Annotated in this window: 15 protein-coding genes; 4 read left to right on the top strand and 11 right to left on the bottom strand. The window is 37.4% G+C overall.

The features are described from left to right. Positions 1-15: 15 nt before the first annotated feature. The 8 genes from L2586_RS16275 to L2586_RS16240 all read right to left on the bottom strand — a co-directional run bounded on the left by L2586_RS16275 (position 16) and on the right by L2586_RS16240 (position 15,907). Complete coding sequence (locus L2586_RS16275; protein ID WP_235293991.1) at positions 16-837, bottom strand: carbohydrate ABC transporter permease; 822 nt, start codon at positions 835-837, stop codon at positions 16-18. A gap of 1 nt (position 838) precedes the next feature. Next, on the bottom strand, positions 839-1,705 hold the full coding sequence (locus L2586_RS16270; protein WP_235293990.1) for a carbohydrate ABC transporter permease: 867 nt from the start codon (positions 1,703-1,705) through the stop codon (positions 839-841). Next, positions 1,702-2,988, bottom strand: coding sequence for an extracellular solute-binding protein (locus L2586_RS16265; protein ID WP_235293989.1), 1,287 nt, complete (start codon positions 2,986-2,988; stop codon positions 1,702-1,704). The genes L2586_RS16270 and L2586_RS16265 overlap by 4 nt, the downstream gene beginning before the upstream one ends. Positions 2,989-3,012: 24 nt before the next feature. Beyond that, a complete protein-coding gene (locus L2586_RS16260) occupies positions 3,013-4,068 on the bottom strand; it encodes a glycoside hydrolase family 130 protein (protein WP_235293988.1) in 1,056 nt (351 codons plus the stop codon). A 72-nt stretch (positions 4,069-4,140) separates the two neighbouring features. After that, positions 4,141-8,220: a LamG-like jellyroll fold domain-containing protein gene (locus L2586_RS16255; protein ID WP_235293987.1), complete on the bottom strand. Its 4,080-nt coding sequence runs from the start codon at positions 8,218-8,220 to the stop codon at positions 4,141-4,143. Between the two features lie 26 nt (positions 8,221-8,246). Next, positions 8,247-11,363: a LamG-like jellyroll fold domain-containing protein gene (locus L2586_RS16250; protein WP_235293986.1), complete on the bottom strand. Its 3,117-nt coding sequence runs from the start codon at positions 11,361-11,363 to the stop codon at positions 8,247-8,249. Further along, entirely contained in the window at positions 11,363-12,820 is a 1,458-nt protein-coding gene (locus tag L2586_RS16245; RefSeq protein WP_235293985.1) for a RagB/SusD family nutrient uptake outer membrane protein, read from the bottom strand. Before L2586_RS16245 ends, L2586_RS16250 begins: the two co-directional genes overlap by 1 nt. A 9-nt stretch (positions 12,821-12,829) precedes the next feature. Then, positions 12,830-15,907 carry a SusC/RagA family TonB-linked outer membrane protein gene (locus L2586_RS16240; protein WP_235293984.1) on the bottom strand — a complete coding sequence of 1,026 codons (3,078 nt, stop codon included), beginning with the start codon at positions 15,905-15,907 and terminating at the stop codon, positions 12,830-12,832. Positions 15,908-16,205: 298 nt separating this feature from the next. On the opposite strand from L2586_RS16240, the gene L2586_RS16235 reads away from it, so the two are divergent. The 3 genes from L2586_RS16235 to L2586_RS16225 all read left to right on the top strand — a co-directional run bounded on the left by L2586_RS16235 (position 16,206) and on the right by L2586_RS16225 (position 21,047). Then, positions 16,206-17,183: an AraC family transcriptional regulator gene (locus L2586_RS16235; protein WP_235293983.1), complete on the top strand. Its 978-nt coding sequence runs from the start codon at positions 16,206-16,208 to the stop codon at positions 17,181-17,183. A 284-nt stretch (positions 17,184-17,467) separates the two neighbouring features. Further along, positions 17,468-18,490, top strand: a complete 1,023-nt coding sequence (locus L2586_RS16230) for a hypothetical protein (protein WP_235293982.1) — start codon at positions 17,468-17,470, stop codon at positions 18,488-18,490. 28 nt (positions 18,491-18,518) lie between these two features. Further along, positions 18,519-21,047, top strand: a complete 2,529-nt coding sequence (locus L2586_RS16225; RefSeq protein ID WP_235293981.1) for a 3-coathanger stack domain-containing protein — start codon at positions 18,519-18,521, stop codon at positions 21,045-21,047. A 121-nt stretch (positions 21,048-21,168) separates the two neighbouring features. On the opposite strand, the gene L2586_RS16220 is transcribed toward L2586_RS16225, so the two are convergent. Genes L2586_RS16220 through L2586_RS16210 form a run of 3 tightly spaced genes read right to left on the bottom strand, consistent with a single transcriptional unit; the run spans position 21,169 to position 24,547 of the window. Continuing rightward, a complete protein-coding gene (locus L2586_RS16220) occupies positions 21,169-22,353 on the bottom strand; it encodes an ATP-grasp domain-containing protein (RefSeq protein ID WP_235293980.1) in 1,185 nt (394 codons plus the stop codon). Next, entirely contained in the window at positions 22,353-23,765 is a 1,413-nt protein-coding gene (locus L2586_RS16215) for a leucyl aminopeptidase family protein (RefSeq protein WP_235293979.1), read from the bottom strand. Before L2586_RS16215 ends, L2586_RS16220 begins: the two co-directional genes overlap by 1 nt. Positions 23,766-23,773: 8 nt before the next feature. After that, positions 23,774-24,547 (bottom strand): alpha/beta hydrolase, encoded by a 774-nt coding sequence (locus L2586_RS16210; protein WP_235293978.1) that lies wholly within the window; start codon positions 24,545-24,547, stop codon positions 23,774-23,776. A gap of 353 nt (positions 24,548-24,900) precedes the next feature. Between L2586_RS16210 and L2586_RS16205 the strand changes: the two genes are divergently transcribed. Next, entirely contained in the window at positions 24,901-26,364 is a 1,464-nt protein-coding gene (locus tag L2586_RS16205) for a tagaturonate reductase (protein ID WP_235293977.1), read from the top strand. The last annotated feature ends 42 nt before the right edge of the window (positions 26,365-26,406 follow it).

The raw sequence follows: 26,406 nt of genomic DNA, 5'->3' as shown, positions 1-26,406 counted from the left end.
AACTTGCTTTTTTGATTATGACTTTATTCCAGAGGAAGCCATGCTTTGAATAAAATATTTCTGTAAGAATAAGTATGCGATAATTATAGGCAACGCGAGCAAAACCGCTGATGCTAATTTTACTCCTAATTGCGCCTCTGACCTTCCACCGACTGCAAACAAGGTAACTAACTGCGGCATGGTCATTAATCCTTCCTCTCTTATCACGATCAATGGCCATAAAACATCATTCCATGAAGTCATAAAAGTTAGGATTCCAACGGTAATAATACTTGGAATGATATTGGGCCAAAGGATTTGGAAAATAATTCTTAGATCTCCACAACCATCTACTTTAGCGGCATGTATTAGATCATCAGGTATGGTCATAAATGCTTGTCTAAAAAGTAATATTGCGAAAGCACTGTTTAGTGATGGAACCACTAGAGCAGCAAGTGTATCCACCCAGTGAAAATTGACCATTAAAATATAATTCGGGATTAATGTAATCTGAAAAGGCAGCGTCATCGTGAAAATGATCGTGTAAAAAAGAAGGTTTCTACCTTTGAACCGCATTTTAGCCAATGCGTATCCAGTCATCGATCCGAATACAATTACGCCGAATGTACTTAATGTGGCAACAAAAACACTATTAAACAACGCACTCCAGATTGGAATTTTCTCAATCATTCCTGTATAATGCTCGAAGGTAATTCCTTGAGGTACAATTCCGAGCGTGCCTATATTTTGTTCGGGGGTCAATGAAGCCAGGATCATCCAATAAAATGGATACAAGAAGGAAAGTGCTGCTAAAAGCAATAGCGCATAAAATCCGATTTTCTTTATTTTTCTGACCATTTTAGTTTTCTTCTGACTCTACAAATATCTTCTGCACCACCACTACCGCCATAATGATTAGTGCGAAGAAAATACTCAAGGTTGCGGAATATCCCATATGATAGTAGCCGAATGCCTGCTTATAGATGTAAAGCATTGCTGAAAGTGTGCTGTTCAGCGGTCCACCATCTGTCATAATATATGGCTCAATGAACAAGCTAAATCCTCCGATCGTAGATAGAATCACGACCATAAACATAGTCGGATTTATCGCAGGGATCGTTATATATCTAAACTGTTGCCATGCCGTTGCGCCTTCTACTTCTGCTGCTTCATAGTAACTTTTCGGCACGGTCTGCAATCCCACTAAAAACAAGATAACGTAGAGCCCTACGTTTTTCCAAGTTGCCATTATTGCAATCGAAATCATGGCTATCTTCGGATTCGACAACCACTCTACCCTACCTAATCCTAATGCAATTAATCCTCGATTGATCACGCCGCTTTCCAGGCCATATAATTGCTGCCATAAAATGGTAATAACCACTCCTGATATGACAACAGGCATAAAAAAGGATGCTCTAAAAAAGGAAAGCATCAGTAGCTTTTTGTTCAAGAAATAGGCGAGACTTAAGGCAATAATGATCTGCAGCGGAATATGGACTAATATAAAAATAAAGGTATTCCAAAGTGATCTCCAGAATAAGCGATCAGCAAATAACCTTGCAAAATTATCTAGTCCTACATATTCCATAGGTGAAATGATGTTCCACTTATGAAATACCAAGACAAATGAAAAAATCACGGGAAATAAAACGAATAGCAAGAGATGGATGATGTATGGAGAAATCACCAAATAAGGTAAAATACGATCTAGTAATTTCTTCATGATTCCGCCCTTAATAGTACATTAACTGCTCGTTCCGCATCTGCCATTGCTTGCTCAGGTGTCTTCATCTGATACAAAACACAAGCTTCATATTCCTGCGAAATGAGGTCTAAAATTTCAGTCATCACTTCACTATTTCCTACTCCTCGAATGTATTTCGCTTGCTTAACAAATGAAACCATCTTAGGATTGCGTTCGAAAAAATCCTGAAAACCTTGAATCTCTTCCATGTTTTTCCTTCGTGGCAATTGATTCGTTGTTTCTAGAAATTTCAGATCTGATTCTTCAGTGGTCATCGATTTTATAAATTCAAATGCCATTTGCGGATTGCTGCAGGTGTTGAAAATCACCATATTTTTAGGATCACAATAGGTATAAGCTGGCCCTTGATGATCATCTGGAACTGGGATTTGATAAAAGTCGTACTGAAATCCGTCTTGCTTAAATCGTTCTAGGTATTGAATTTCCCAAGGTCCGGTAAATTTTGTAGCATATCGTTGTGCGACAAACAAATCCTGTCCAGCTGCTTGTGCTTGCTTAGAAAAGTAATTGTTCTTGTACATGGTTTGGAGGAATCTGAAAGCTCCGATTCCATGTTCATTATTAAAGAAAGCCCGACCATCCTTGATCAGTGGCATTCCTCCTGAGGAAGCCAAGTACAAAGGATAAAAATTGAAAAGTCTTTGATGCCATGCTAGCTTCACTGAAGTGTTTCCGAACCATTGGTCGACATAACCATCTCCATCAGTATCTTTCTTGAACCTTTCGGCGGCATCCAGATAGTCTGAATACTTCGCAGGTGGAGCAGATAATCCCAATCCATCGAATAACCCTTTGTTGTAAATGGTCATGATTGGATTAATCTTCCATGGAAATTGGTATATATGACCGTTCGGAGCGGTAATTTCTTCAATGGTTGCTGAATCACACCTTGACGCTAAAAACTCCATGAATCCGTCCAGCGTATCGAGTGCAACTAAAATATTAGAAACGCGATAAAATTCTACAGCACCTTGCCATATGTTAGAATAAATATCAGGCGTCGTTCCAGCAACAACTGCTGCAAGTAGAATCTCTTCACTCGTCTGACCTTCCGGAATGGGTTGGTATTTAATTGCCTTATTTCCTTCGTCATTCCACTTCTCCACTGCCCATTTAGCAAAGGCTATTTCCCCTCCGTTATTAGATGACCAATAAGTCAGCACATCAGGATCGTGTGACTTGGAATCATTACAACTCCAAAAAAAAGCCAAACCAAGAATGAAGAAAAAGTACTTTGTCATTTAAATAATTAGCAATTGGTTGAGTTAAGCAAGTGTTTCACTCAATATATTTTCAAGAATTTCTTTGATAGAAAATGTTGCTCCACAGATGACTTCATCAGAAGCACCATAATACATTGTTATTTTATCGCCATCTACAAGATGTCCATTAGTAAAGATGACGTTATTAAAAAAACCTTCCTGCTCATATGCTTCGGTAGGTTCCATTAAAGGGGCATCGGACCTTGCAATAACGATCGTAGGATCTTCTAAATCTAGAAGTACTGCCCCTAGACTATAACGACTATCCTCATCTGCACCATGATATATTTCTAACCAGCCATGTTCTGTTTTAATAGGCGATGTTCCAGCTCCTATTCGCTGACTATCCCATTTCCCATATCTTGTTTTCAGGATGCATATGTGATTTCCCCAATGAATTAAATCTGGAGAAGATGAAATCCACATATAATTGCCTCCTAATCCAACACCAGAAGGTCTACTAATTGCAAAATATTTACCATTGATTTTTTCTTCAAATAAAGCACAATCTTTATTATGTGGAAGAAAGATCATATCATTTTTTTCAAAATTCACCCAATCATCTGTTTTCATTAGACCTACACCAACGCCACTTTCCGATACTTGGGTATAAGTTAAGTGATACTTCCCTTCTAGGAAACTCACCCTACAATCTTCGATACCATAAGTTTCATAAGGACCACTACTTTTAATAATATCAGGAATATGATTAGGTTTTCTAAAATGCACACCATCATCACTACACATCAATCTTAAATGAGAAATAGTAGAAAGATAAGTGCCACTTCCATTTTCAAATTTCCTAGGATCTGAAGTATCCCAATTAGGATCTCCTTCTTTAAATTCTATGACATTTGTTTTGCCTTCTGGCGTGTATATAGGTAAGGACACCAAACCTGGCTTTTGGATAGGTCGTTCAGCTACTCTTATCAGTAACCAAATTTTATTTTCAAAAGCAAACACCCCTGGATTCATTACGCATTCTATCACCCAGTCTTCACGACTTGGCAAAAGGTCTTCCTTGGAAATAATTGGGTTGCTTCGGAATCTGTTTCCCATTTTTTCTTATTTAAAAAAGCAGGGAAATCGGTTAGAATTTCCCTGCTGAAAATTAATGTATCAATAAAACACTTACAATTTCACAAATTGAATCGAGCCTAGGTTCTTCCCTCCATAATTGATATTAAGAAAGTAAATTCCAGCATTAAAATCTATTACATCGATGTCGAAACTACCGTTAGCAACAGTCGATCTAGGAATGAGTGTTCTGCTTACTTGTCTTCCTGAAACATCATATACATTTACCACAGCATCTTGCTTGTATGGTAATTCATGAACAACGGTCAACTTCGTCGTGGCTGGATTCGGAAAGATATCTTTCACATATTTCTGAAGAACAACATTATCATTCACTCCAACTGTTCCATTAGTATATAATTTCGAAACTTCTTCAGCAGTTAATGCCCTGTTGTATATTTTCACTTCATCCAGTCCACCATTGAAATACTGGCCACCTTCTATCGGATTATTTCCCATAGCTAAAGGCCTAGCAGTTGTGTTCAACAATCCATCTAAAGGCTTTTTATTAGCTTCGACACCATTGACATAAATAATATCATTCTCACCATCATGAACAAAAGTTACATGCCACCAGAATCCTTTTACTAATTCATTGCCATCACCACTGTCCATATCAGATATAAAATTATCAAATTGGGTATTGTTACTATTTGTAGTTAAAACCACTTTCAAGTGCTGAGGAAGAGAAATCTTCATTCTTTCATCCCAGTGACCAAAATCCAAAATGTACGATTCTGCATCATCTAAATTCACTGAATCCACTCGTATCCACATCGAAATCGAAGTGTAATCAGACAATAGCTGAACGCCATTAGGGACTAAAATTGAATCTTGATCTCCATCGAATTTTATATTGGTTCCACCTAATGGATGCGTTGCTTCTTCGAATATCGGATCTCCACCTATGGCACCATGATTAGCGTATGGCGTTTCATCTTCTGCGTTGTTATTAAAAGGATAATGCGCAACCAGTCCCGGTTCTGCTGTTTCTAAAGGCTCCGTTGTACTAATTGTAATTTCTGCCAATTCTGACAAGTTCCCCGCAAGGTCAAACGCCCCTACTTCGAACGAATACAGTTCACTTGGATCTAATCCGCCAACTAAGATGGACAAATTATTAGCACTTAAACTATCATTGTATTCACCATCGAGATACACGATATATCCGTTCACTTTCGTATCATCGGTTGCCGCTTCCCAGTTTAGTAATACGGAATTAAAACTAGGGGAAGCCATCAGATTCATCGGCGCTGTCGGCGCTATCGTATCTGGTGTCTCATCTTCTAAAGTGGTTACCATTAATGAAGAAATACCCGATTCGTTTCCTGCTGCATCTATTGCGCTTACCCCAAATACGTAGTCCGTAAGTGGAGTTAAGGCGTTAAATGAAATGCTCGTTTCAGCTGTAACTTCTGTCAATATACTGTCTAAAAAAACATTGTAAGCAATAACACCTTCATTATCTGTCGCTGGCGTCCAACTTAAATCAACATTATTAAATACAACATTTGCACTCAAGTCCAATGGAACACATGGTGCTATAGAATCAGTCCCTTCAGCTGCTTCAGATTGTGCATTAAATAAATCGAGGATTTCCTGATCCGTAAGTGCCGTATTGTAAATCTGAACTTCATCCAAAGAACCCAAGAAATTTCCACCTCCATCAACTGAATTGTAACCTATTCCTAAGTCACTAGTTGTTGGATTCAAATCTCCCTCAACTGCTTTCTCAGCTATCTTATTTCCATTAAAGTAAATCTTATCATTAGTTCCGTCATGTACTAAAACGACATGCGTCCATTCTGCAATCGGTAACTCTCCACCATCTCCAGAATCCATATCTGAGATTCCGCTTGTATTATTCGTCGTCCAAACCACTTTTCCACTTGCAGGTAATGAAGTCTTGAATCTTTCTTGCCAGCCACCATTAGATACTAAGAATACTTCGCCTTGATCTGGATAAGTTTGAGGATTAACCCAAAAACTTAACGTTGTCAAAGGAGAATTCAATTGCGGTGAATTAGAAGCTGTTACTTCATTCGAGCCTGTAAATAATGCAGCTTTATTACTTTTTCCGAATCTATCTTTTCCAAATAATGCAGCAGAAGCATTGTTTTCATATCCCGTTACATCATTACTATTCCCAGAGAATGTATAATGAGCTACCAAATTTCCGTCGATCGATTCTGGCGTGGATTCCATGTCATACAAGTCACTCACTTCTTGTGCTGAAAGACCTCTATTAAATATTTTCAAATCATCAATCGCACCATCAAAAAAGCTTTCACCTCCGATCGGATCATATCCTATCCCAAGTGGGTAATTCGTTTTTCCTAACGGTCCTAAAGATTCTTTTTCGCCGACTAATTGCCCATTGACATAAATAAAATCTGTATCACCGTCATGAATCATCACTAGATGCGTCCAAGTATCCAATGCTAATGGCTCTCCTGTGTCCATATCATTACAACATGATGTCGCTTTTGTTGTAAAAACTGGTTTACCATGCGCAGGCAATGAAATTTTCCAGCGATCCTGCCATCCTCCATTCGAAAGGATAAATGCTTCTCCACTTTCAGGAAAACTTGTAGGATTAACCCAAAAACTAATGGATGTATTATCCGACTGCAATGCAGCAGATCCGTCCGCAATCATAGCGCCGGAAACCGCATTCCCTCCCCATCCATGTCGATTAGGTACAGCTGTAATATCTGAAACTGCCGTTGCATTATTATTAAATTGACTCGCATCATTTCCGTTTCCATTCAGCGCATAATCAGCTACTATATCTGTATCTGTACCTTGAAAAGTAGCTTGATCTGTATACAAGGCTTCGATTGCCGCAGCATCTAACGCATAGTTATATATTGCAACATCGTCAAATGCTCCTTGAACCCAGTTTCCGCCATCTATTGGATTATAACCTATTCCTAAAGGATGTGTCGTGCTATTCATCGTTCCAGCCACTTCTTTTTCAGCGACTTGAACACCATTCATATATATAATATCTTTTGCGCCGTCATGAACCATTGCTAAGTGCGTCCATTGACCAGCAACCAGTTCATTTCCATCTCCAGAATCCATATCAGAAATTCCACCATCATTATTGGTTGTCCATACTGGTTTTCCATGGCTTGGAAGTGAAATTTTCCATCTTTCTTGCCATCCTCCATTGGACATCAAAAAATACTCCCCGTTTTCTGGTAGCTTATCAAGCTTCACCCAAAATGAAACGGTTGTGTATGGAGAATTTAAATGCTCAGAACCTGCAGCCGAAATCTCAGCTGTCCCATCCATATAAACTGCACTCTTTCCATATCCGAATCGATCGGTTGCAAACTTAACACCTGTTCCAGATGCATGATTTCCATATTCAGAATCATCTTTTGAGTTCCCGCTAAATGAGTAAGCAGCAACTTCGCCATCCATAAATGTAGGAGCTTCATTTTGTGATTCATAAAGCGCCATGACATCTTCGTCTGACAGTGCAGCACCAAAAATCACTAAATCATCCAGATTACCATTGACGATATTTGCATTTGATGTAGGATCATATCCTAGACCAAGTGGAGAGGTAGAACTATTCAAGTCACCAGTCACATCTTTCTCCGCCACCAAACTACCATTCATGTAAATTTTGTCCTTAGCACCGTCGTGACTAAATGCTAGATGTGTCCAGACTCCTGCTACTAATTCATTTCCATCGCCAGCATCCATATCTGAAATCCCATCAGTACTATTCGTTGTCCATATTGCCTTTCCATGTGCAGGAAGTGATACTTTGAATCGCTGTTGCCATCCTCCATAAGAAATCAGGTAGACCTCACCTTGACCTGGTAATTCCTTCATTCTTACCCAGAAACTAACAGTTGTTGTAGGAGTATTCAATTGATCACCACTGGCTGCAGTTGCTCTGTCTTGAATACCATCGAACTGAATGGCACTTCTGCTCACTCCGAATCTATCAGTGGTAAGCTTTGTGCCGTTTACGTTTAAGTTGTTTTGAAAATCGGATCCATCTTTTATATCTCCAGAGAAATCATAAGATGCGACCACATCTTGGGCTTGCAATCCTGAACCAGCCAAGATCAGCAACACCAAGAAGGATAATGTTTGTAGTAACTTTTTCATATTCTTAATATTCTATTTTAAAAATGTCAATGTTTAATAATTTTTTGAGTTTCTAATATTTGCCCATCTTGCCTAAATTGTATGAAGTATATACCAGTCTGATAAGCATCAAATGGGATGACGATATGCTTTAGCTTTACTTTTTCTTGGAGAATTAACTTACCGTGTAAATTGAAAATCATCACTTGATCAATGTTGGATTCATCTTTCATTGAAACATTTAATTGATCCGTGACAGGGTTTGGGTTTAGGTCAATTTTTAAATCTTGGATGCTAACTGCATTTGTACTACTCGTAATTACTCCTGTTTCATACAGCAGCTTAGCCTCTTCTGGTGTCAATGCAAAATCAAAAATTTTCACTTCATCTAATATTCCTCTGAAGTTATAGGCTTGCTCATCTGGTAATGATTGTGCTAAAAAAAGAGGCAACGAAGTTGTTTTGATCTGGCCTGTCATAGGAACAAAACTTTCTAATGTTCCGTCTACATAAAGCATCATGTATTCACCATCAAAGGTTAACGTAGCATGATAAAATTGGTCTTCCACCAGTTGTGTTTTGCTATCCAAATCTTTAACTCCTGAAGCCGTCTTCACAGTCCATCTTATTCTGTTTTCAGGTGTGATAGAAGCCTTCCATCTATTCTGCCAACTCCCATGAGAAATTAAAAAACTTTCCCTTTCAGGTAACTGATCAGGATTAAACCAAAGGCTAACGGAAATGGCTTCCGTGAAATTAAGTTTAGGATCAGAATCTACTTTTACATGGTGGGTAGTTCCGTTGAAAAAATATGCTGCATTGTTTGTATCATCATATCCAGTCGTTAAAATCACTCCCACTAGATTACCGTTTAATTCATTTCCTGAATAATCATCGGCATTTCCAGCCAATGGATAATCTGCTATGATTTCCCCATCTTTTTTAGCAAAAATTCTAACAAGGATAGTGGTTTCTGCAGCTGAAGTGAGATCACTTTCATCTGTTACTTCTACTTTGATTTTATAAACACCCTCTTCCTGCGGAAGCGTCCATGTCGCTTTATCAGCTGTAGCCGTAATAGAACCTGCAGCTGATTCCCAAGAATAGGATAAGGAACCTCCATTAACATCTGTTGCCAAGCAAGAAACTTCAATCTCGGCACCTGGACTTGCATAGAGGAATTCTGTCAACATCGCCAAAATAATCGGCGGCTCTTCGATCTCTGGTAAAACATCGAAAGTTATACGAGCTGTATCGCTAGATTCTTCTCCTGCTGAAACGATGCATTGTAATTGGTAGTTTCCAAGCTCTGAAGCTCGAAAAACAAAAATTGAATCTGATTCGTTTTGCTTTGTACCATTTAATATCCACTCGTAGATGAGCTCCGAAAAATCACCATCATATTCAACTGTAGAATACACTTTTATTTCATCATCTATAACCTGTAGTTCCTGTTCTGCGGCTAGGGCTTTAATCCTAACTGCCTTAGAATAAGCTTGCGCGTGCTGGTCATAATCAACAACTACATTGTCAATTAACATTTTATGCTGCTCATATGAAATAGCTCCATTCGCGGGCACTATAACTGGCATAACTGCTTGATCAGCAGCAATCGTAATCGAAACATTTCCTACAACATTGCTTGCGATGAACGTTTCTGATAATGGATCATAAATATCACGCGTCTCATTTCCTATATTTATCGTAATTGTTTTTTCCACGTTGTGAGGATTGAAATACAAAAAACTTGGATAGGATTCGTTGCTAAAAAAGTCCGTTTTATTGAGGTCAATTTTTAATATTTTGTCAACATCAGTTGTAGAGATCATGGAACCTAAATAGCCAATGGAGGAAGTTCCATAAAGCGCAAGATTGGTTTTAGCCCATTCACCTCTTACTGCATCTCCAGTTGCATAAGGAGAAAGTCCGTTAAAATCTTCTTTTAAGGCTTCATAACCTATCACTTTAAATGGATCGTTATCTTCAGACCAGTCGGATCCATCTTGGAGGGATGAAGGTAGAAATGAGTGGTAGAAAAGTCTCGTTGAATTCGCTAAATTCAACATCCATTTTCCTATTGCCCTGGCAAATCGTTTATCATATCTAACCATTGGTACTAAAGCTGCGGCTTGCTGAACTCCATTTAACTGAAAAGCATAATCTGTATTGGTTTCTGACTCACCAACAAGACCACTGACTTCTATTCCACTCCACACGTCAGCTATGGTACCCCAACCTCTCAAGCTTCCTCGGTCGAATGACCAATTGACCATTTTTTCAATATCATAATTCGTCCCTACTTCCGCATTCATTTTGGCTGCAACATAGGTTCCATAAGGTAGCATCAGTTCATAAGACGGATTACTGGTTAAACTATTAAGATATTCCATTGCCCATTCCGCTCCTATTCTATATTTCTCTTCACCTGACTCTAAGTAGGCGTGGTACAACAACCAAGCAAATACACCTGCAGCTTCCGGTTCTGTCACTCCGCCCATTAGCGGTTCCATTGTTTCAAATTTCCAAGCTCTGTAAGTCATATATGGGTGACTCCACGGTGATGCAGATCCTCCCATAACTTTAACAGCTTCGAGCATTTTTTCAGCAATAGCAGAGAACTGAAATTCAGCATCGCCACCCATATTAGGGTATAAATCATACAATTGATAGAAGAATAAATTCGGCATCATATCATACCACCAGTCATGACCACTATTAGATGAGTTACCATTTAGGTAAAGATTCTGCCCATTTTTCTTATTGAAAAAATCTTGAGCCATCAAAACAAAATTATTCCCATTTTGATTAGACTTATCCACTCCTACTAAACTTGCACCGACTAAGCTTGGCAAGATATTAATCGCTTCTCCCCTTTCTGGATCATTAGAACCCACATAAGTTGGAAGGGTGAAAAATTGACGTTCAGGATAATTATTTCCTTGATTTTCAATTTTCAAGAAAGGAAGAAACTCTCCAGTCAAACTTAAATCATAGACATATCGATCATAATTTATTGCAACTTGTTTCCAGTCCCTCATACTATAAGGCGACGGTTGGTTAGACATCATCTCTATCCTTGGAATATCTATTTGAGCAGTCTGCCCACAAAGTATTTCAGGAATGAACATTCCCAGGACTAATAATATGTAAATTCTAAACTTCATTAATAACCGGCGTTTTGCACAAGTGCATTATTAAGATCAATTTCTATTTGTGGCAGTGGAAAGACTTCATGTTTTCCGACTTGGAATCCATCTAGCACTTCTCCTGCAATTCCCCAGCGAACCAAGTCAAAGAATCGATGCATTTCTAAACCCAATTCCACTTTGCGTTCGTGTCTTAAGGCTTCTCTCATCTGTTCCTCTGATGTTGCTTCGATATATGGTAGGGTAGTTTCTGGATTCTCTGCTTGATTTCTAGCTCTATTTCTTACTACTTCAAGTGGAGTTTCCGCTTCCGCTAGCCTATTTAATTCAATTAATGCTTCAGCTTCCCATAATAGGACTTCAGCATATCTGATTGCTGGATAATTGATATCGCCATCCGCTTTCTGTGTTGCGGTACTGTCAGGTTGAATAAATTTCTGTGGACTATGGCCCGTAGAACTGAATGATCTTTTATAAGTTAATCCAACATAATGTTCATTATTCGAAGCTGCCGTAAATGCTCTCCTAGGATCACCATCTTCAAAATCAGCAATATATTCCTCTCTAACCTCAGCGAATCCATATCCATCTATTTTCCTAGATGCCCACCATTGATTGAGAAAATTTCCAACGCCCAATTGGAGATTAGCATGTTGGATTTCCCAAACAGACTCAGAATTATTCTGGGTAGAAATTCCAAAGTTATCTTGGTAATTCACTGATAATTCATAAATATCGATTGATTTGATCTGGTCTACTTTCGATATAACTTTCTCCCATTCTTTAAGATACAAGTGTGTTTTCGCTGCCAATGCTAGAGCTGCTCCTTTAGTTGCTCTGCCTGTTCCACTACTTTCGTAAGATATCGGAAGAATGCTTGCAGCTTCCTCACAATCCTCAATAATTTGAGCAAAAACTTCCTTTCTTGCAGACTTTGGAATTTTTAATTCGTCAGGTGGGAGAACTGCTAGGTACAGAGGCACATCACCGAAAACTTGGGAAAGCATGAAATAGTAATAAGATCTTAAGAATAAGGCCTCGCCCATAATTCTATTTTTGTCTTCTTTGTCAATTTCTATATTCGGCAAATTATCTAAAACTAAGTTACACTGGTTGATTCCTTTATATTGTAACTTCCAGAAAGTGTTCAGTTCTTCCGTTCTAGGGGTATAGGTAAAGGATTCCATCTCTACTATTCCTGATCTAGATCCATCACCACCAGGAATTGCTTCATCTCCAGTAATGACTGCAAATGCCCAATAAAAATTATTGTTTGTATTGTTGAATAATAATGGATTATAAGCTGCATTGATCGCTTGTTCAGCATCTGCAGCAGTCTGAAAAAAGGAACTGCTATCTAAAGTCGCAATTGGATCCTTATCTAAAATTCCGGTACATGATCCTCCGATCAGCAATAAGCAAAGTGCTAATGACTTATAGAACAAATGATATTTAATTTTTTTATTCGTTAGCATAATCCTCCTTTAAAATTTAATTTGAATGCCTCCAATAAATGTTCGCGGTGCTGGTATGGTGCCCCAGTCTATTCCTACTGCTAAGTCCGATGAAATCCCTAACCCTCTTGTGTCGTTAGCGTTAGCTTGAATTTCTGGATCTAAACCTGGATAAGATGTAAAAGTAAATGCGTTCTGAGCTGTCACATAGACTCGACATCTATCTACCGTGCTCCATTTTAATATTTCCTTGAGATTATAACCGAGGGTTATATTTCGAAATCGGAGATAGGATCCGTCTTCTAAGAATCTAGTTGAAATTCTGCGATTTCCGTTACGATCATCTAAACTTACCTTAGGTATATCTGTATTGGTATTTTCAGGAGTCCATCGATTCAATATATCAGCATAAGAATTAAATCCTCTTGCTTGAGTTTCATAGGCAAAATTTCCATACAAGAAGTAAATGTCATTTCCTTCAACGCCTTGAACAAGTGTCGAAAGATCGAATCCCTTCCAATTCAAACTCAGGTTAACTCCATAAGTAAAATCTGGAAATGGGTTTCCTACATGTGCTCTATCTTTATCATCGATCACATTATCATTGTTCAAATCAGCAAACTTCACATCGCCAGGACTAGTAAAATTTGTTTGGAAAGGACTACTTTCTATTTCTTCTTGAGATTGGAATATTCCTTCCATTTGCCATAGATAAAAAGAACCAACTGGCTGTCCAACTTCAGTCCTAGTTAGTGCCCCATCGGATAATCCATAACCACCCAATATAGGTTCGCTGTCTGCAATAGAAACTACCTTATTACGAACTGTACTAAAGTTAGCTCCCACAGAGTAATCTACTTGACCTATTCGATCTTTAAAAATTAATCCTAATTCTAATCCTCTATTTTGGATTTTAGCAGCATTAACGAATGGCGGCCTTGTAGAACCTCCTGCCTGAGGAATAGGCACTCTTACTAAAATATCATTTGTTGTTTTATCAAATACATCAGCTACGATAGATAATCTATCCTTGAGCAAAGACATATCTAATCCTAGATTAACTTGCGTACTTACTTCCCATTTAATGTTCTCATTTCCAGTTTCTACGATAGAAGCTCCGGTCACCACATTGTTTCCGAAAACATATACTTTATCACCATTACTCACTAATGAGCTAAATGGATATACACCGATTTCTTGATTTCCTAATTGGCCCCAACTTCCTCTCACTTTCAAACTTGAAATAGCTTCGATTCCTTGAAAAAATGCCTCATTCGAAATATTCCACGCAGCAGAAACAGACGGAAAAACTCCCCATCTATTATTCTCTCCAAATCGAGAAGATCCATCTTGTCGAATGGTTGCATTTATTACATACCTACTTTTATAAGAATAGGAAACTTGACCAAAATAAGATAGAAGTGCCCATTCTGTCGCAATTCCAGATGCACCTACATTTTTTATATCCAATGGATTACTTGCATCAATGTATCTAAATAAAGGATCCGTTCTAGTGAAATTATTAGCAGATGCTCCCAGATAATCGGTTCTGTTCTGGATGGCCTCCATACCTATCAATGTTGAGAATCTGTTCCCATAAAATTCCTTTTGAAAATTAGCTGTATTATTCCATACTAATGTTCTATTGAAAACTCTTCCTTCTGTTAAGGCAGTCGGCGAGTAAATGGCCGGTGAGAGTCTTTCCACAAATAATTTTTCGTTTTCAAATAAGAAATCACCACCTAATGTTGAGCGCAAACTCAAAGACGGAAGTAAATCAAGCTCAGCATAAACGTTTCCGAAAACTCTATGTCTAGATTGTGTCCAACTGGTATGATCATTAAAGGCAACTGGATTAGGATTTCCATCTCCGTATAAAACAGGATCATCTAATTCTGATGTAGTATTTAATTGTGTACCATCAGGATAGGTTGGTGAAACTACTGGCGCTGCAATTAAGGCATATCTGATTCCACTTGGTTGGTTACCAGGTCCAAATCCGTCACCAGAGCTATTTATAATGTCTCTGAACGTATGAGAAAAAGATAAACTATTTCCTACTCGAAACCAGTCATTATTAATTTCACCGTTAAATCTTACTTGGTACTTATCGAATCCTTGTCCTTGGTATACACCATCTTGGTTTAAATATTCTCCAGACATATAAAATCTTCCATTTTCTGCACCACCACTAGCAGAAAGAGAATATCGCTGCATCATCGCAGGATTGAAAACCAAGTCTAGCCAATCGGTATCAGGTAGGTCCTTTAATATGGCTGGATCATACGTACTAATTTGATTCGCTGGATTCCTGTGTACATTTGCATTGACAATAGCTTCATTTCTAATGGTTAAATAGTCTGCACTATTCAGTAATTTTGGAAGTCCGACGGATTGTTGAAGTCCAGTGTATCCTTCGAAAACAAAGGAAGGTTTTCCACTTTTACCACGATTAGTTGTAATTAACACGACGCCATTTGCAGCTCTCGATCCATAAATAGCCGCTGCGGCACCATCTTTAAGAATCTCGATAGATGCAATATCAGAAGGCGAAAACATATTGATATTACCTGTTGTCGGAACCCCATCGATAACGTAGAGTGGATCATTGTTTCCGAAAGTTCCTGTTCCTCTGATTCTCACTTTGATATCATCACCTGGTGCACCCGTAACTTGAGTCACTTGAACACCCGCAGCTTGACCTTGGATCGCTTGATCTATTCCTACTACGACTAGGTTTTCTATATCCTTTGTCTTGATACTTGTAATGGCAGATGATACATTACTTTTAATTTCTTTTTTATATCCAGTAATTACCACTTCTTCTAAAACTTCAGAATCTTCTTCTAAGACGACATCTAATTTAAGACTGCCTCCTACTGGAAATGTTTTAGTAATATAACCGATATAGCTTACTTCTAAGGAAGCATTTTCTACATTTTCTATGTCAATTTTATAGCTTCCATCTATATCGGTAATCGTACCAATATTGGTACCTTTTACTAAAACATTGGCACCTATAAGAGGCATTTGATCAGTAGATGTTACAATGCCTGAAACAATCTGGGCTTGAGCAAAAGTGATCGTCACTACCATGAGAATAAGCATGGTAATAATTGATCTTAATTTTCGATGATGAATAATGCTGATCACAATTTTGTGTGTTTAATTTTTCCAACTATAAGAACAGTTAATCCTTTCTAATTGATCCAAAATTAAACAAGAATAGATCTACTTTTATATACTATTCAGCATATTTATAATACTTTTATGAATTACTTGATAATTAATATCATTTTAATTCTGAATAGTGCTTAATGTGTGGAATTATAATGAAACATTATTTCAATTTTGAAGTATAATGAATTGCGTATATCCTTTTAAAAGAATATAAAATAATTTGAATATGGAGTTTTTTAGAGAAGTTACCCCTTTAAATAATCAGGATATCTGCGTTGTATTAGACTCCGTCAATAATGGATTTGATTATCCCATTCATAATCATCCAGAATATGAAATCAATCTGGTTATGGGAACGGATGGCACTAGAATAGTTGGCGATTCCACAGATCGTTTTAGTGAATTAGATCTTGCATTGATAGGTCCTTACTTACCTCACAAATGGGAAGAAGATCAAAACTCTAGGGCCCTAGGCAAAAAGTATCGGGTGATCACTATTCAATTTGGGCTTAATTTATTTTCGATGAATTTCTTTTCCAAAGAGAGATTCCATCGAATAAAACTGATGCTTGAAAATTCACGTAGAGGTTTACTATTTGACAAAAAGGTCATTCTAAGCGCTATCCCAATTATGGTAAAACTCACTGAGCAAAATGAGTTTCAAAATGTAATTTATTTCCTCAGACTATTGAATTTGCTCGCAGGGGCGAAAGAGTTCAAATACCTCTCTAGCAGCGTAAATAGTGCAAAATCTTTATCATCAGAGAATACAAGGATTCAGAAAGCCTATAATTTTATCATGATGAATTATAAACGTCCTGACTTTATGATTCAGGAAGTCAGCGATGTCTTGAATATGAGCACTTCTGCTTTTAGTCATTTTTTCAAAAAACATGCTTTTCGTAGTTTCTCCAGTTTCTTGATAGACCTTAGACTTGGTTATGCATGTAATTTATTGCTTTCTAGTGATTTCACTATGGCGCAAATTAGTGTTAAGTCTGGTTTCAATAATATTTCAAATTTTAATAGACTTTTCAAAAAATATAAGGAATGTACTCCAAAAGAATATAAACGTAGATTGCTTGATAATACAAAATTTGACTGGGCTGATCAGCGAACTCCGTGGCAATTTATTCCAGATATAAAGAATAGTACTGCGAATATATTACCTGATTCTTATTCAACGAGATTAAATCATGTTTAAGATTAGTCGCTAGTCATTTTCGATTTCCATTTTTTTATGTTCAACTAATGTAGGCTTATATACAAGGCTCATATTTTAAAACTTTACGTTTTCTCGCAATTCTTAAAATTGATATAAATCAATCCTATTCATTCGTGGCAATAAACATAAACGAAACATTACGATTCCAATTTTGAGTATAAAATAATAGCATTATATACTATTCAATAATTGAAAGATACATTTCCCTCATTCTGTATCCCAACAAACAATTAAAATATTGATCTTAAATTAAAATACGAACAATGAGGACATTATTGACTATTACTTATTTGCTTGTTTTTACATCACTTTTTAGCCAAAAAGTAGGGATTAACACAACCACACCTCAAGCAAGTCTAGATATATTAAACATCGGAGACGGTGCAGAGTTATTGAGACTATCTACAGAGCGACCTTGGGTTTTCAAGCAAACTGAGAACAGTATTTTTACTAGATTAACTTTAAAGCCTACAACAAACGGTAAATCTTTTGAAATTGTTACCGATTCTGATTCCATCATTTTGGCTGAGTTTTACGCCCTAGACCCGGACCCTAGAGTTTTCCTCATCCCGGAAGCAGGAAGGCTAGGCATAGGAACTAAAAGTCCAAATGCAAGGGTCAATATCCATGGAACCCCAGAGCTGACAGAAAACCTGCTAAGACTTTGGGTCACCCATAATGAAGGCCTTGACACAAGAGGGATCGACTGCGAGAGTAAACCAGCTGAGGGATATGGAATCGGAGGCGACTTTATTGCTGGTCATCGTGGAGTAAGAGGTATAGTAGAAGCTGGTAATTCTTCAAGATTAGGAATTGGAGTTGTTGGTGCAGCTTCTGGTACAAGTACTACTGGAACACGAGTAGGTCTGTGGGGAAATGCATTTGGTGGACTAACCAACTGGGCAGGCTATTTTGATAATGGAAATGTATATATAAAGAATAATCTTCGTATTGGGTCAGGAGCTATTAATGGAACAGGTGATTACAGATTGGCAATAGATGGAAAAATAATTGCTGAGGAAGTAAAAGTACAACTAAGCACTGCTTGGCCTGACTACGTATTTGACCAAGATTATAAACTTCAAAGCCTTGAAGAACTTGAAAAAGAAATTAGTGTATTAGGGCATTTACCTGGAGTACCTTCCGCAGAAGAGGTTGCTAAAGAAGGAATCATGCTAGGTGATATGAACAAAATTTTACTTGAAAAAATTGAGGAATTGACACTTCATGTAATTGCCTTAAAAAAGGAGCTAGATGATTTGAAAAATAATGGAATTCAAGAATAACAAGTCAGTTAAAGTTCAAATGCTAAAAATGAAAAGATCATTAACAATAATTACGTCTGTCCTGATTTTAATGCTAGCATTCAATAATCTCAATGCTCAGCTTAGTGAACAATTAAAAGGGATCACAAAGTTTTCAGAGATACAAGCTATAACTGAAGCATATTACGCTAAACTGAAAAAGGAAGGTAAGGAAATACATTATAGTGACCCAAAATACAAACATTGGAAACGATGGGAATATGATATGCAACTTGAGCAAATGCCTAGTGGTGAATTGGCAAAGAATAAACTGGCATTACTCAAAGCAGATAAGCATATCAAGAAAATGGATCAGAGCGTAGATCGTAACACCCTGTCCAATTGGACTTATGCGGGCCCTGATGGTAGTGTGGCGGATCCAACTTCAACACATTTTATAGGAATCGGTCGTGTCAATAGAATGGCTTTCCACCCTACTAATGAGAATATTATTTATATAGGCGGTCCTGCAGGTGGATTATGGAAGACGATAGATGGTGGTAACACCTGGAATGTCCTTGATGACTATTTGCCTTCATTAGGTATCTCTGGCATTGTGGTTAGCCATGAAAACCCACAAGTCGTGTATGCATTATCCGGTGATGGAGATGGTGGAGGATACTTCTTTAGTTCTGGCGTATTTAAATCGACCAACGGTGGGGCTACGTGGATAGCTCAAGATTTAGGCATAGACACTACATATGCTGGATTTACCTTAGAGATGGATCCCAATGATGCAAATCATTTGCTTGCAGCCACAACAGAAGGGTTATATCGCACAACAGATGGAGGTAATAACTGGACGAAAAAGCGCAATGGTAAGATTTACGATGTTAAATTTAAGCCAGGATCATCAGACAAAGTATATATTGCAACTGACTTCACTATACTGAAATATAATAACATAAATACTTCGTATTGGGATGACCCCACAATAACTCCTATCATACAATTGAAGGGCAGAAAAGCACTTGCTGTTACCCCAGCTGATCCATCAAGAGTATATGCATTTATAGGACCTAATCTCCCAAATAACACATATCAAGGATTTTACATTTCACAAAATGAAGGGGAGAGTTTTCTTAGAGTTCATGATTCACCTAATACACCAGGAGGTCAAACTACATATAATTTCTGTGCAGCTGCTTCTCCGATTAATAAGAATACTGTAATAACTTGCGGTCTCAATGCCTGGAAAACAGTCAATGGTGGTGTACATTTTTCACAAATTACACACTATAGATACACCGATAGCATATCTTGGTATGTACATCCCGATTTTCATGATATTGCCTTTAATCCTCTTAATAATAAATTGTATGCTGCAACCGATGGAGGTTTCTATGTTTCTGAAAACCAGGGACAAACTTGGTCTGACCTGTCGGCAGGTCTGGGTTTAGCACAGTATTACAGAATTGATGTCACACCTGAAGATGAACATTATGTAGTTGGAGGACTTCAGGACAACGGTCTTAAAATCAGAAAAAGTAATTCAATCCTTCACGATCATATTCTAGGCACAGATGGCTTTGATGTAAAGTTCTATAATGGTGACAAGTCCAAATATATTGTTTCTACAAGTGGGAGCACAAAGAGGTTTGCTGATGATGGTAATATTGAAGTGAATTTCTTATCTCTTCCGCTTGGGTTTAGTAAACTGGCTATTAAACCTGATGATAACAATACAATGGTTGTAGCTTCTAGTAATTTCAATGGTAAACTATATAAATCAACAAATGAAGGCGTTAGTTTTGATTCTATTAACCTTCTAGCTGGTAATGCTTTAGAATCCTGTCCTAGCAATAATAATAGGCTATATTTGGCAGGGCCTAAGAAGATGTATATTTCTAATGATTTTGGAAGTTCAGTTGAAGAAATTTCTAGCAATCCTGAGTTTCCCGCAGCCTCTGAGTTTCCTTCCATATCCGATATTGCAGTGCATCCTCTCAATTCTAATTTTGTATGTGCTTCTTTTGGAGGGTATGAATTTCCTACAGGCGTGGTGATGTCAACAAATGCTGGTACCACCTGGACCAATATCACAGGTTCACTTCCTGATATTCCCATAAGATGTATTACCGTCGCAGTAAATGGTGATATTTATGTGGGTGCAAATATTGGCATTTTTTTAAGAAAAGCAGGATCGACAGATTGGATTCCATATAGGAATGGACTCCCTAATGTTGTTATAAATGACCTGGCAATTGAGCATGGATCGGGAACGTTATATGCTGGCACTTTTGGTAGGGGGATCTGGAAAGCACCAATTAGTCCTAGTGCATGCTTAGAAAGTCTTACCTTCTCTCCTTCAGTAACACACAGTGGTTTTAAATATTACGAAGCACAAAATAATATCACAAGTAGTGGTCAAGTTTTCGGAGAATTCACATCGAATGTCTTTTTCCAAGCAGGAAATTCTGTTACATTATTACCAGGTGCTCATATAAAACAAGGCAGTAATTTTAAAGCTTTGATTGGGCCGTGCGGCACTGGAATACCTGATATAAAAGATAAAAATGGAGAATCGGTAGATAGGTGAACGTGATTTTTAGAATTACGCTTTTCTATTTAATATTGACGATAAACCAATGACGATTTTCGACTAGTACCATAAAATAATAAAGAGATAATATGACGGTATTTTTTCGACTTTTTTCTATTTATTCCAATTTATCTGGCATATCTGCACTTGCATGAAAATGCTCTCCTATTACGCCCGTGTATTTATTTAATAACTCCGTAACTTTCTCTTCTTTTTTGTCCGCAACAATAAATCCTATATGCCACTTTTTATTCATCCTCCATTTGATTTCAGAATCCGTAAATGAAGAAGTATCTGGATATTCAAATCTGCTTAGAGATACCACAATTCCTGCTATACCTTTATTAATCTTTGGTAGTTTATATTTTTCGTTTTTCAAAACAGCAGTTTCAATCCTTGCCCATTCTCCCCACAAATTGATACCACTTGCGACCTCTACCATTTCAGCAAGATTCGCGCCTCCCACTCTACAAGATGTTTCCAGGAAAAACAATTCCCCAGTTTGGTGTGCTTTGATAAATTCAGTATGAGATGCTCCATATTTCAATCCAAAAGCCCTCATTACATCCGCATTAATCTCTAAAAACTCCCTCTCCTCTTTGCTTCCAGATGCCAAGGTTTGAGATCTGAAAATGCCACCACCTTGTGCTACTTCGAATGGAGTATCTAGGTATCTACTCGTTCGTGCAAAAACAACCTTATCTTCATAATTGAGGCTATCTACATGATATACATCTCCCGGCGTAAATTTCTCCACAAGGAAACGATGACGTTCATCTCCTAATTCATGTATCATTTCCCAAAGTTGCTCCTTAGAATGAATTTTCTTAATGCCCGCGGCTGATGCCTCACTTCTCGGTTTGATCAACCATGGAAGTGGTGTATGATCAGCGAAATGATTAATATCTTCATCATTGAACAAAGGGGTAAATTCAGGAACCGGAATTCCTTCGCTCTTGGCTTTTATCCTCATCGCCAATTTATCTCTAAAATACCTCCCTGTCGTATCTCCCATTCCTGGCATCCGAAAATGCTCTCTGAGTCTTGTTACTTTTTCAACATCAAAGTCATCCAAGGCTACAAACCGATCAAATTTAATAGACCTAAATTTATAAGCGATTCCATTAATCACATGATCATCCACCCAATCATCTACATAGAAAACATCATCTATCGAATCCCAAGGCCATGCTTCATGCTCCAGCTTTTTCTTCGTTAAAAGATATACTTTATTTCCTTCCTTTTTACAATAACGAAAGAAATCCTGTCCTTTAAAATAAGTACAAATACAAAGAAAATTCATTACTCGAGTGTTTTTATATATTCAACCATTAATCGCACACCATAACCTGAAGAACTCTTCATCTTAGCGTACGCATTCGCCCCAAAAGCAACACCTGCGATATCCAAATGAACCCACGATGGATGCCCTTCTGTAAAATATTCTAAAAATTTAGCTGCTGCACTTGCTCCTGCTACTGGCTTCCCACTAAAATTTCTTACATCAGCAATATCGGAATGAATATCATCTGACAGCTCTTCATATATCGGCAATCTCCATACCCTTTCAAAAATCTCGTCCCCAAGACTGTAAAGCTTAGCCGCCATTTTATCATTAGACGTAAACATGGCTGCTGCTGAATATCCTAAAGTACGAACAGCACTTCCCGTTAAGGTCGCAAGGTCTATTACCGTTTTAGGCTTGTGTTTCTTAATCGCATAATTTAATCCATCTGCTAACACTAATCTCCCCTCAGCATCCGTATCTATAATCTCAATCGACTTTCCAGAATAAGATTGAATAACATCACCTGGAAGGTAACTATTACCATCAACTGCATTTTCCGCTGCTCCTACTATTCCGACGATATTTACATTTAACTTCAATCGAGATGCTAACTCCACAGCTCCTAAAACCGCGGCAGCTCCACCCATATCACTTTTCATATAATGCAGGTTAGTAGATCCCTTAATCGAGAGTCCTCCTGTATCAAATGTAATTCCTTTCCCTACCAATGCGATGTCAACCTTTTTCCCATCTTTAGGCAGGTAGCTACATTGGATTAACCGAGGTGGATGTTGACTACCCTGCCCCACAGCTGTGATTGCTGCAAATCCGTCTTTTATCAGATCCTTCTCATTCCACACTTTGCATTGATACCCATTCTTCTTAGAAGACTCCCGTGCCCATTGAGCTAAGAAAGCTGGAGTTTTCACATTAGGTGGTGCATCAACAAGTACCTTGATTCGGTTAATGGTGTCACCTGTAACAAACCCTTCTCCCATTGCATAAGAAATATCCTCTCCAGAAACTAAGAGCACATCAAGCGTAGACTTAGACTTCTTCTCCGTTTTATATTGAGCAATTTCATACTGAGACATCGTCATTCCGATAACCGCATCATTAACTTCCTGAAGACTTAGGCAGATACAATCCACTTGAATTTCATCTCCTAGCTTACTTTTCTCATTGAAAAATAAGTGTCTGAAGCTTTCATTTATTCTGTTCTTATGCTTTGATTCTCCTAACCCCAGCAAATAGATCTTAGATCCAGATTTACTGTAGATCATGGTGTATGTTGAAAATTCTGCTTCAAAATCTACCTTAGAAACACCAGTTAGTCTTGTTATTCGATCCTGATCTATATCGTCTTTATAGAAAGGAATAATTAAATCACCCTTCTGGGATATACTTTTTTTATGTTTAAATTCCATTGTTAATTTTAAAATCTTTTGTCATAAAATAACCACTTTACAGCTTTCGGAAATTCCTGAGCCCAATACCATTCCGAATGTTTTCCTGTAGGATTAATTTTAACTTCCATATCAAAAAAGGCATCATCGGATATTTTATCCTTAAAAATCCCTTCTAGTCTTAATACATTATTCAAGTGTGTCTTGCTTTCCTTCCCTCCTGCATACACGTATACTTTTGTATCTGTGCGAGGAGTGAATTTCTTAGCTTCTTTGTAAATCTTTTTCGCAATCCATAAGCTTGGTGAAAACACCATCAATTTTCCGAAAATCTCAGGATGCTTTAGTCCTCCATATAGGCTAATTAATCCTCCCATAGAACTACCTCCAATTCCTGTATCAGCATAATCTGTAAGCACTCGATACTTATTATTCACATACGGGATTAATTTCTCCCGCATAAAGTTAATATACGACTTTCCTTGTCCTTCACCATACTTTGAATGTTTATAAGGTAAATATTCTGAGGTTCTTTTCTCATCCCCATGATCTATCGCTATGATGATTAAATCCTTATAACCGTCTTGTGCTAAAATCGCTAATGACTTATCTATCGCCCAATCACCAAATGGTGCATGTGGATTAAATAAATTCTGACCATCTTGAAGATAGAGCACAGCATAATGCTTTTCTGATTCATAATAATCATATGGTAGAAGTGCTGAAATTTTTCTAGTCGTATCGAATTCGGCAATATAATATGCCTCTTCTATCACTTCAATTATCGGATTGTAATTGGTCAATATAATTTTTAGGCAAACTTAATCAATAATCGCAGCTTTGTAAAATGAAAGTTATGGTGCTGTCAATTTTTGTGCAAGTTTATAACCGAAGTACTTTGAGAAGATCATTCAGTCGCGCTTTAACATTTTTATTTTTTGACTTCATACCATATGGATAAAGAGTCTAACATTGACAATAAACGATCTGATCACTCTAATTACTTAGCATAAATCTCCAATATTAAAATATATCCATGCAGTATAAATGAAATGTTTTGCATTTATTTAGTATTTGTTTCACAAAATAATCAATAATTAGCAAGAAAATATTTATACTTACCAACCCGATTACAAAAAAAAATTATTGCAAATCATTGAAGAATTTATCTCGAAAATCAGCAAATGTTACCCATGTCTATCCAGAACGGATACTTCAATTTGGTGGAGGAAATTTTCTACGTGGTTTTGTAGATTGGATAATAGACAAATATAATAGACAATCCAATGATGAAAAGATCGGCATTCTGGCTGTAAAAGTAAGAAAAGAAGGCAACTATAACCAGTGGGCTGAGCAAGATGGTCTGTACCACTTGTTTTCTAAAGGCTACATGAAAGGTCGTACCGTGGACGAAATGGTCCTTATAAAAAGTGTGGTTCGTATTCTCGAAGTTCATAATGAATACGACGAATTCTTAAAGTCCGCTTTAAATCCTCAGCTTAATATTATCGTTTCTAATACAACGGAGACAGGCCTGGCATTCGACAGCCAGGACAAAGCAGATGAGATTCCTAGTACTTTTCCAGGGCAGTTATGTAGATGGCTTCATGCCCGATGGACTCATTTTCAGAACGACAGAAGTGGAAAATGTGTGATTATTCCTTGCGAATTAGTAGATCAGAATGGTCAAGTGCTTAAAAATAGCATATTCGAATATATTAATCATTGGGACTTAGAAGATGCTTTTAAATTGTGGCTAGATGAACGTGTTCAATTCTGTAATTCATTAGTCGATCGAATCGTCCCTGGAATCAATCAAGATCAATTAACTAAATACCAAGAAAGAACTGGTTTCATAGATAATATGATTACAGAAGGGGAACCATACCACCTTTGGGCTATAGAAACTAAATTTGATTTAGCTCAATTATTGCCTCTAGATCGGATAGGATTAAATGTAGTTTACACTAAAGACTTAACTCCTTTCAAGGAGCAAAAGATAAAAATTCTAAATGGTGCTCATACTGCTATGGTACCTGTTGGCTTATTAATGGGCGTTCAGTTGGTTAAGGATGCAGTGAATCATTCAGCACTAGGACCATTTATCGAAAAAGTTGTTTTCGAAGAGATTACTCCATCTATTGATATAGAGCGTGAAACTGCTGAGCAATTTGGTCAAAGTGTTTTGGATCGGTTTCGCAATCCCTTCCTCGAACATAAACTGCAAAGTATTTCGATGTACTCTATTTCTAAGTTTAATGTTAGATTAAAACCTACTATCAAATCATATATCGTCCACAACAAAACCACTCCTAAAGGGCTTATGCTTTCCTTTGCTGCTTTGTTGATCTTCTATAAAGGTGATTTCAATGGAAAAGTATATACTGCGAATGATGAAGCAGAAAAAATTGAAAAGTTAACTCAGCATTGGATGAAAATTAATACCTCAGGTGTCATTTCAGCCGTGAGTATCTATGAAATGCTTGCAGATGAAGTTTTGTGGGAAGAAAATCTTAACCAAATTAGTGGATTTCCCGAAGCAACTGCTAAATATCTAAAATTAATCCTTGAAGGAAAATTAGATCAAGTGGTTACTGAGATAGGTAGCCAATCCTCTTAAAGCAATTCAAAAATGAAGTAGCATTTCCCACATAATTGTTTG

The sequence above is a fragment of the Portibacter lacus genome, assembly GCF_021533215.1.
Lineage (GTDB): Bacteria > Bacteroidota > Bacteroidia > Chitinophagales > Saprospiraceae > Portibacter > Portibacter lacus.
Note: the sequence above shows the minus strand (reverse complement) of the source record. Positions and strands in the feature narration are given on the sequence as shown.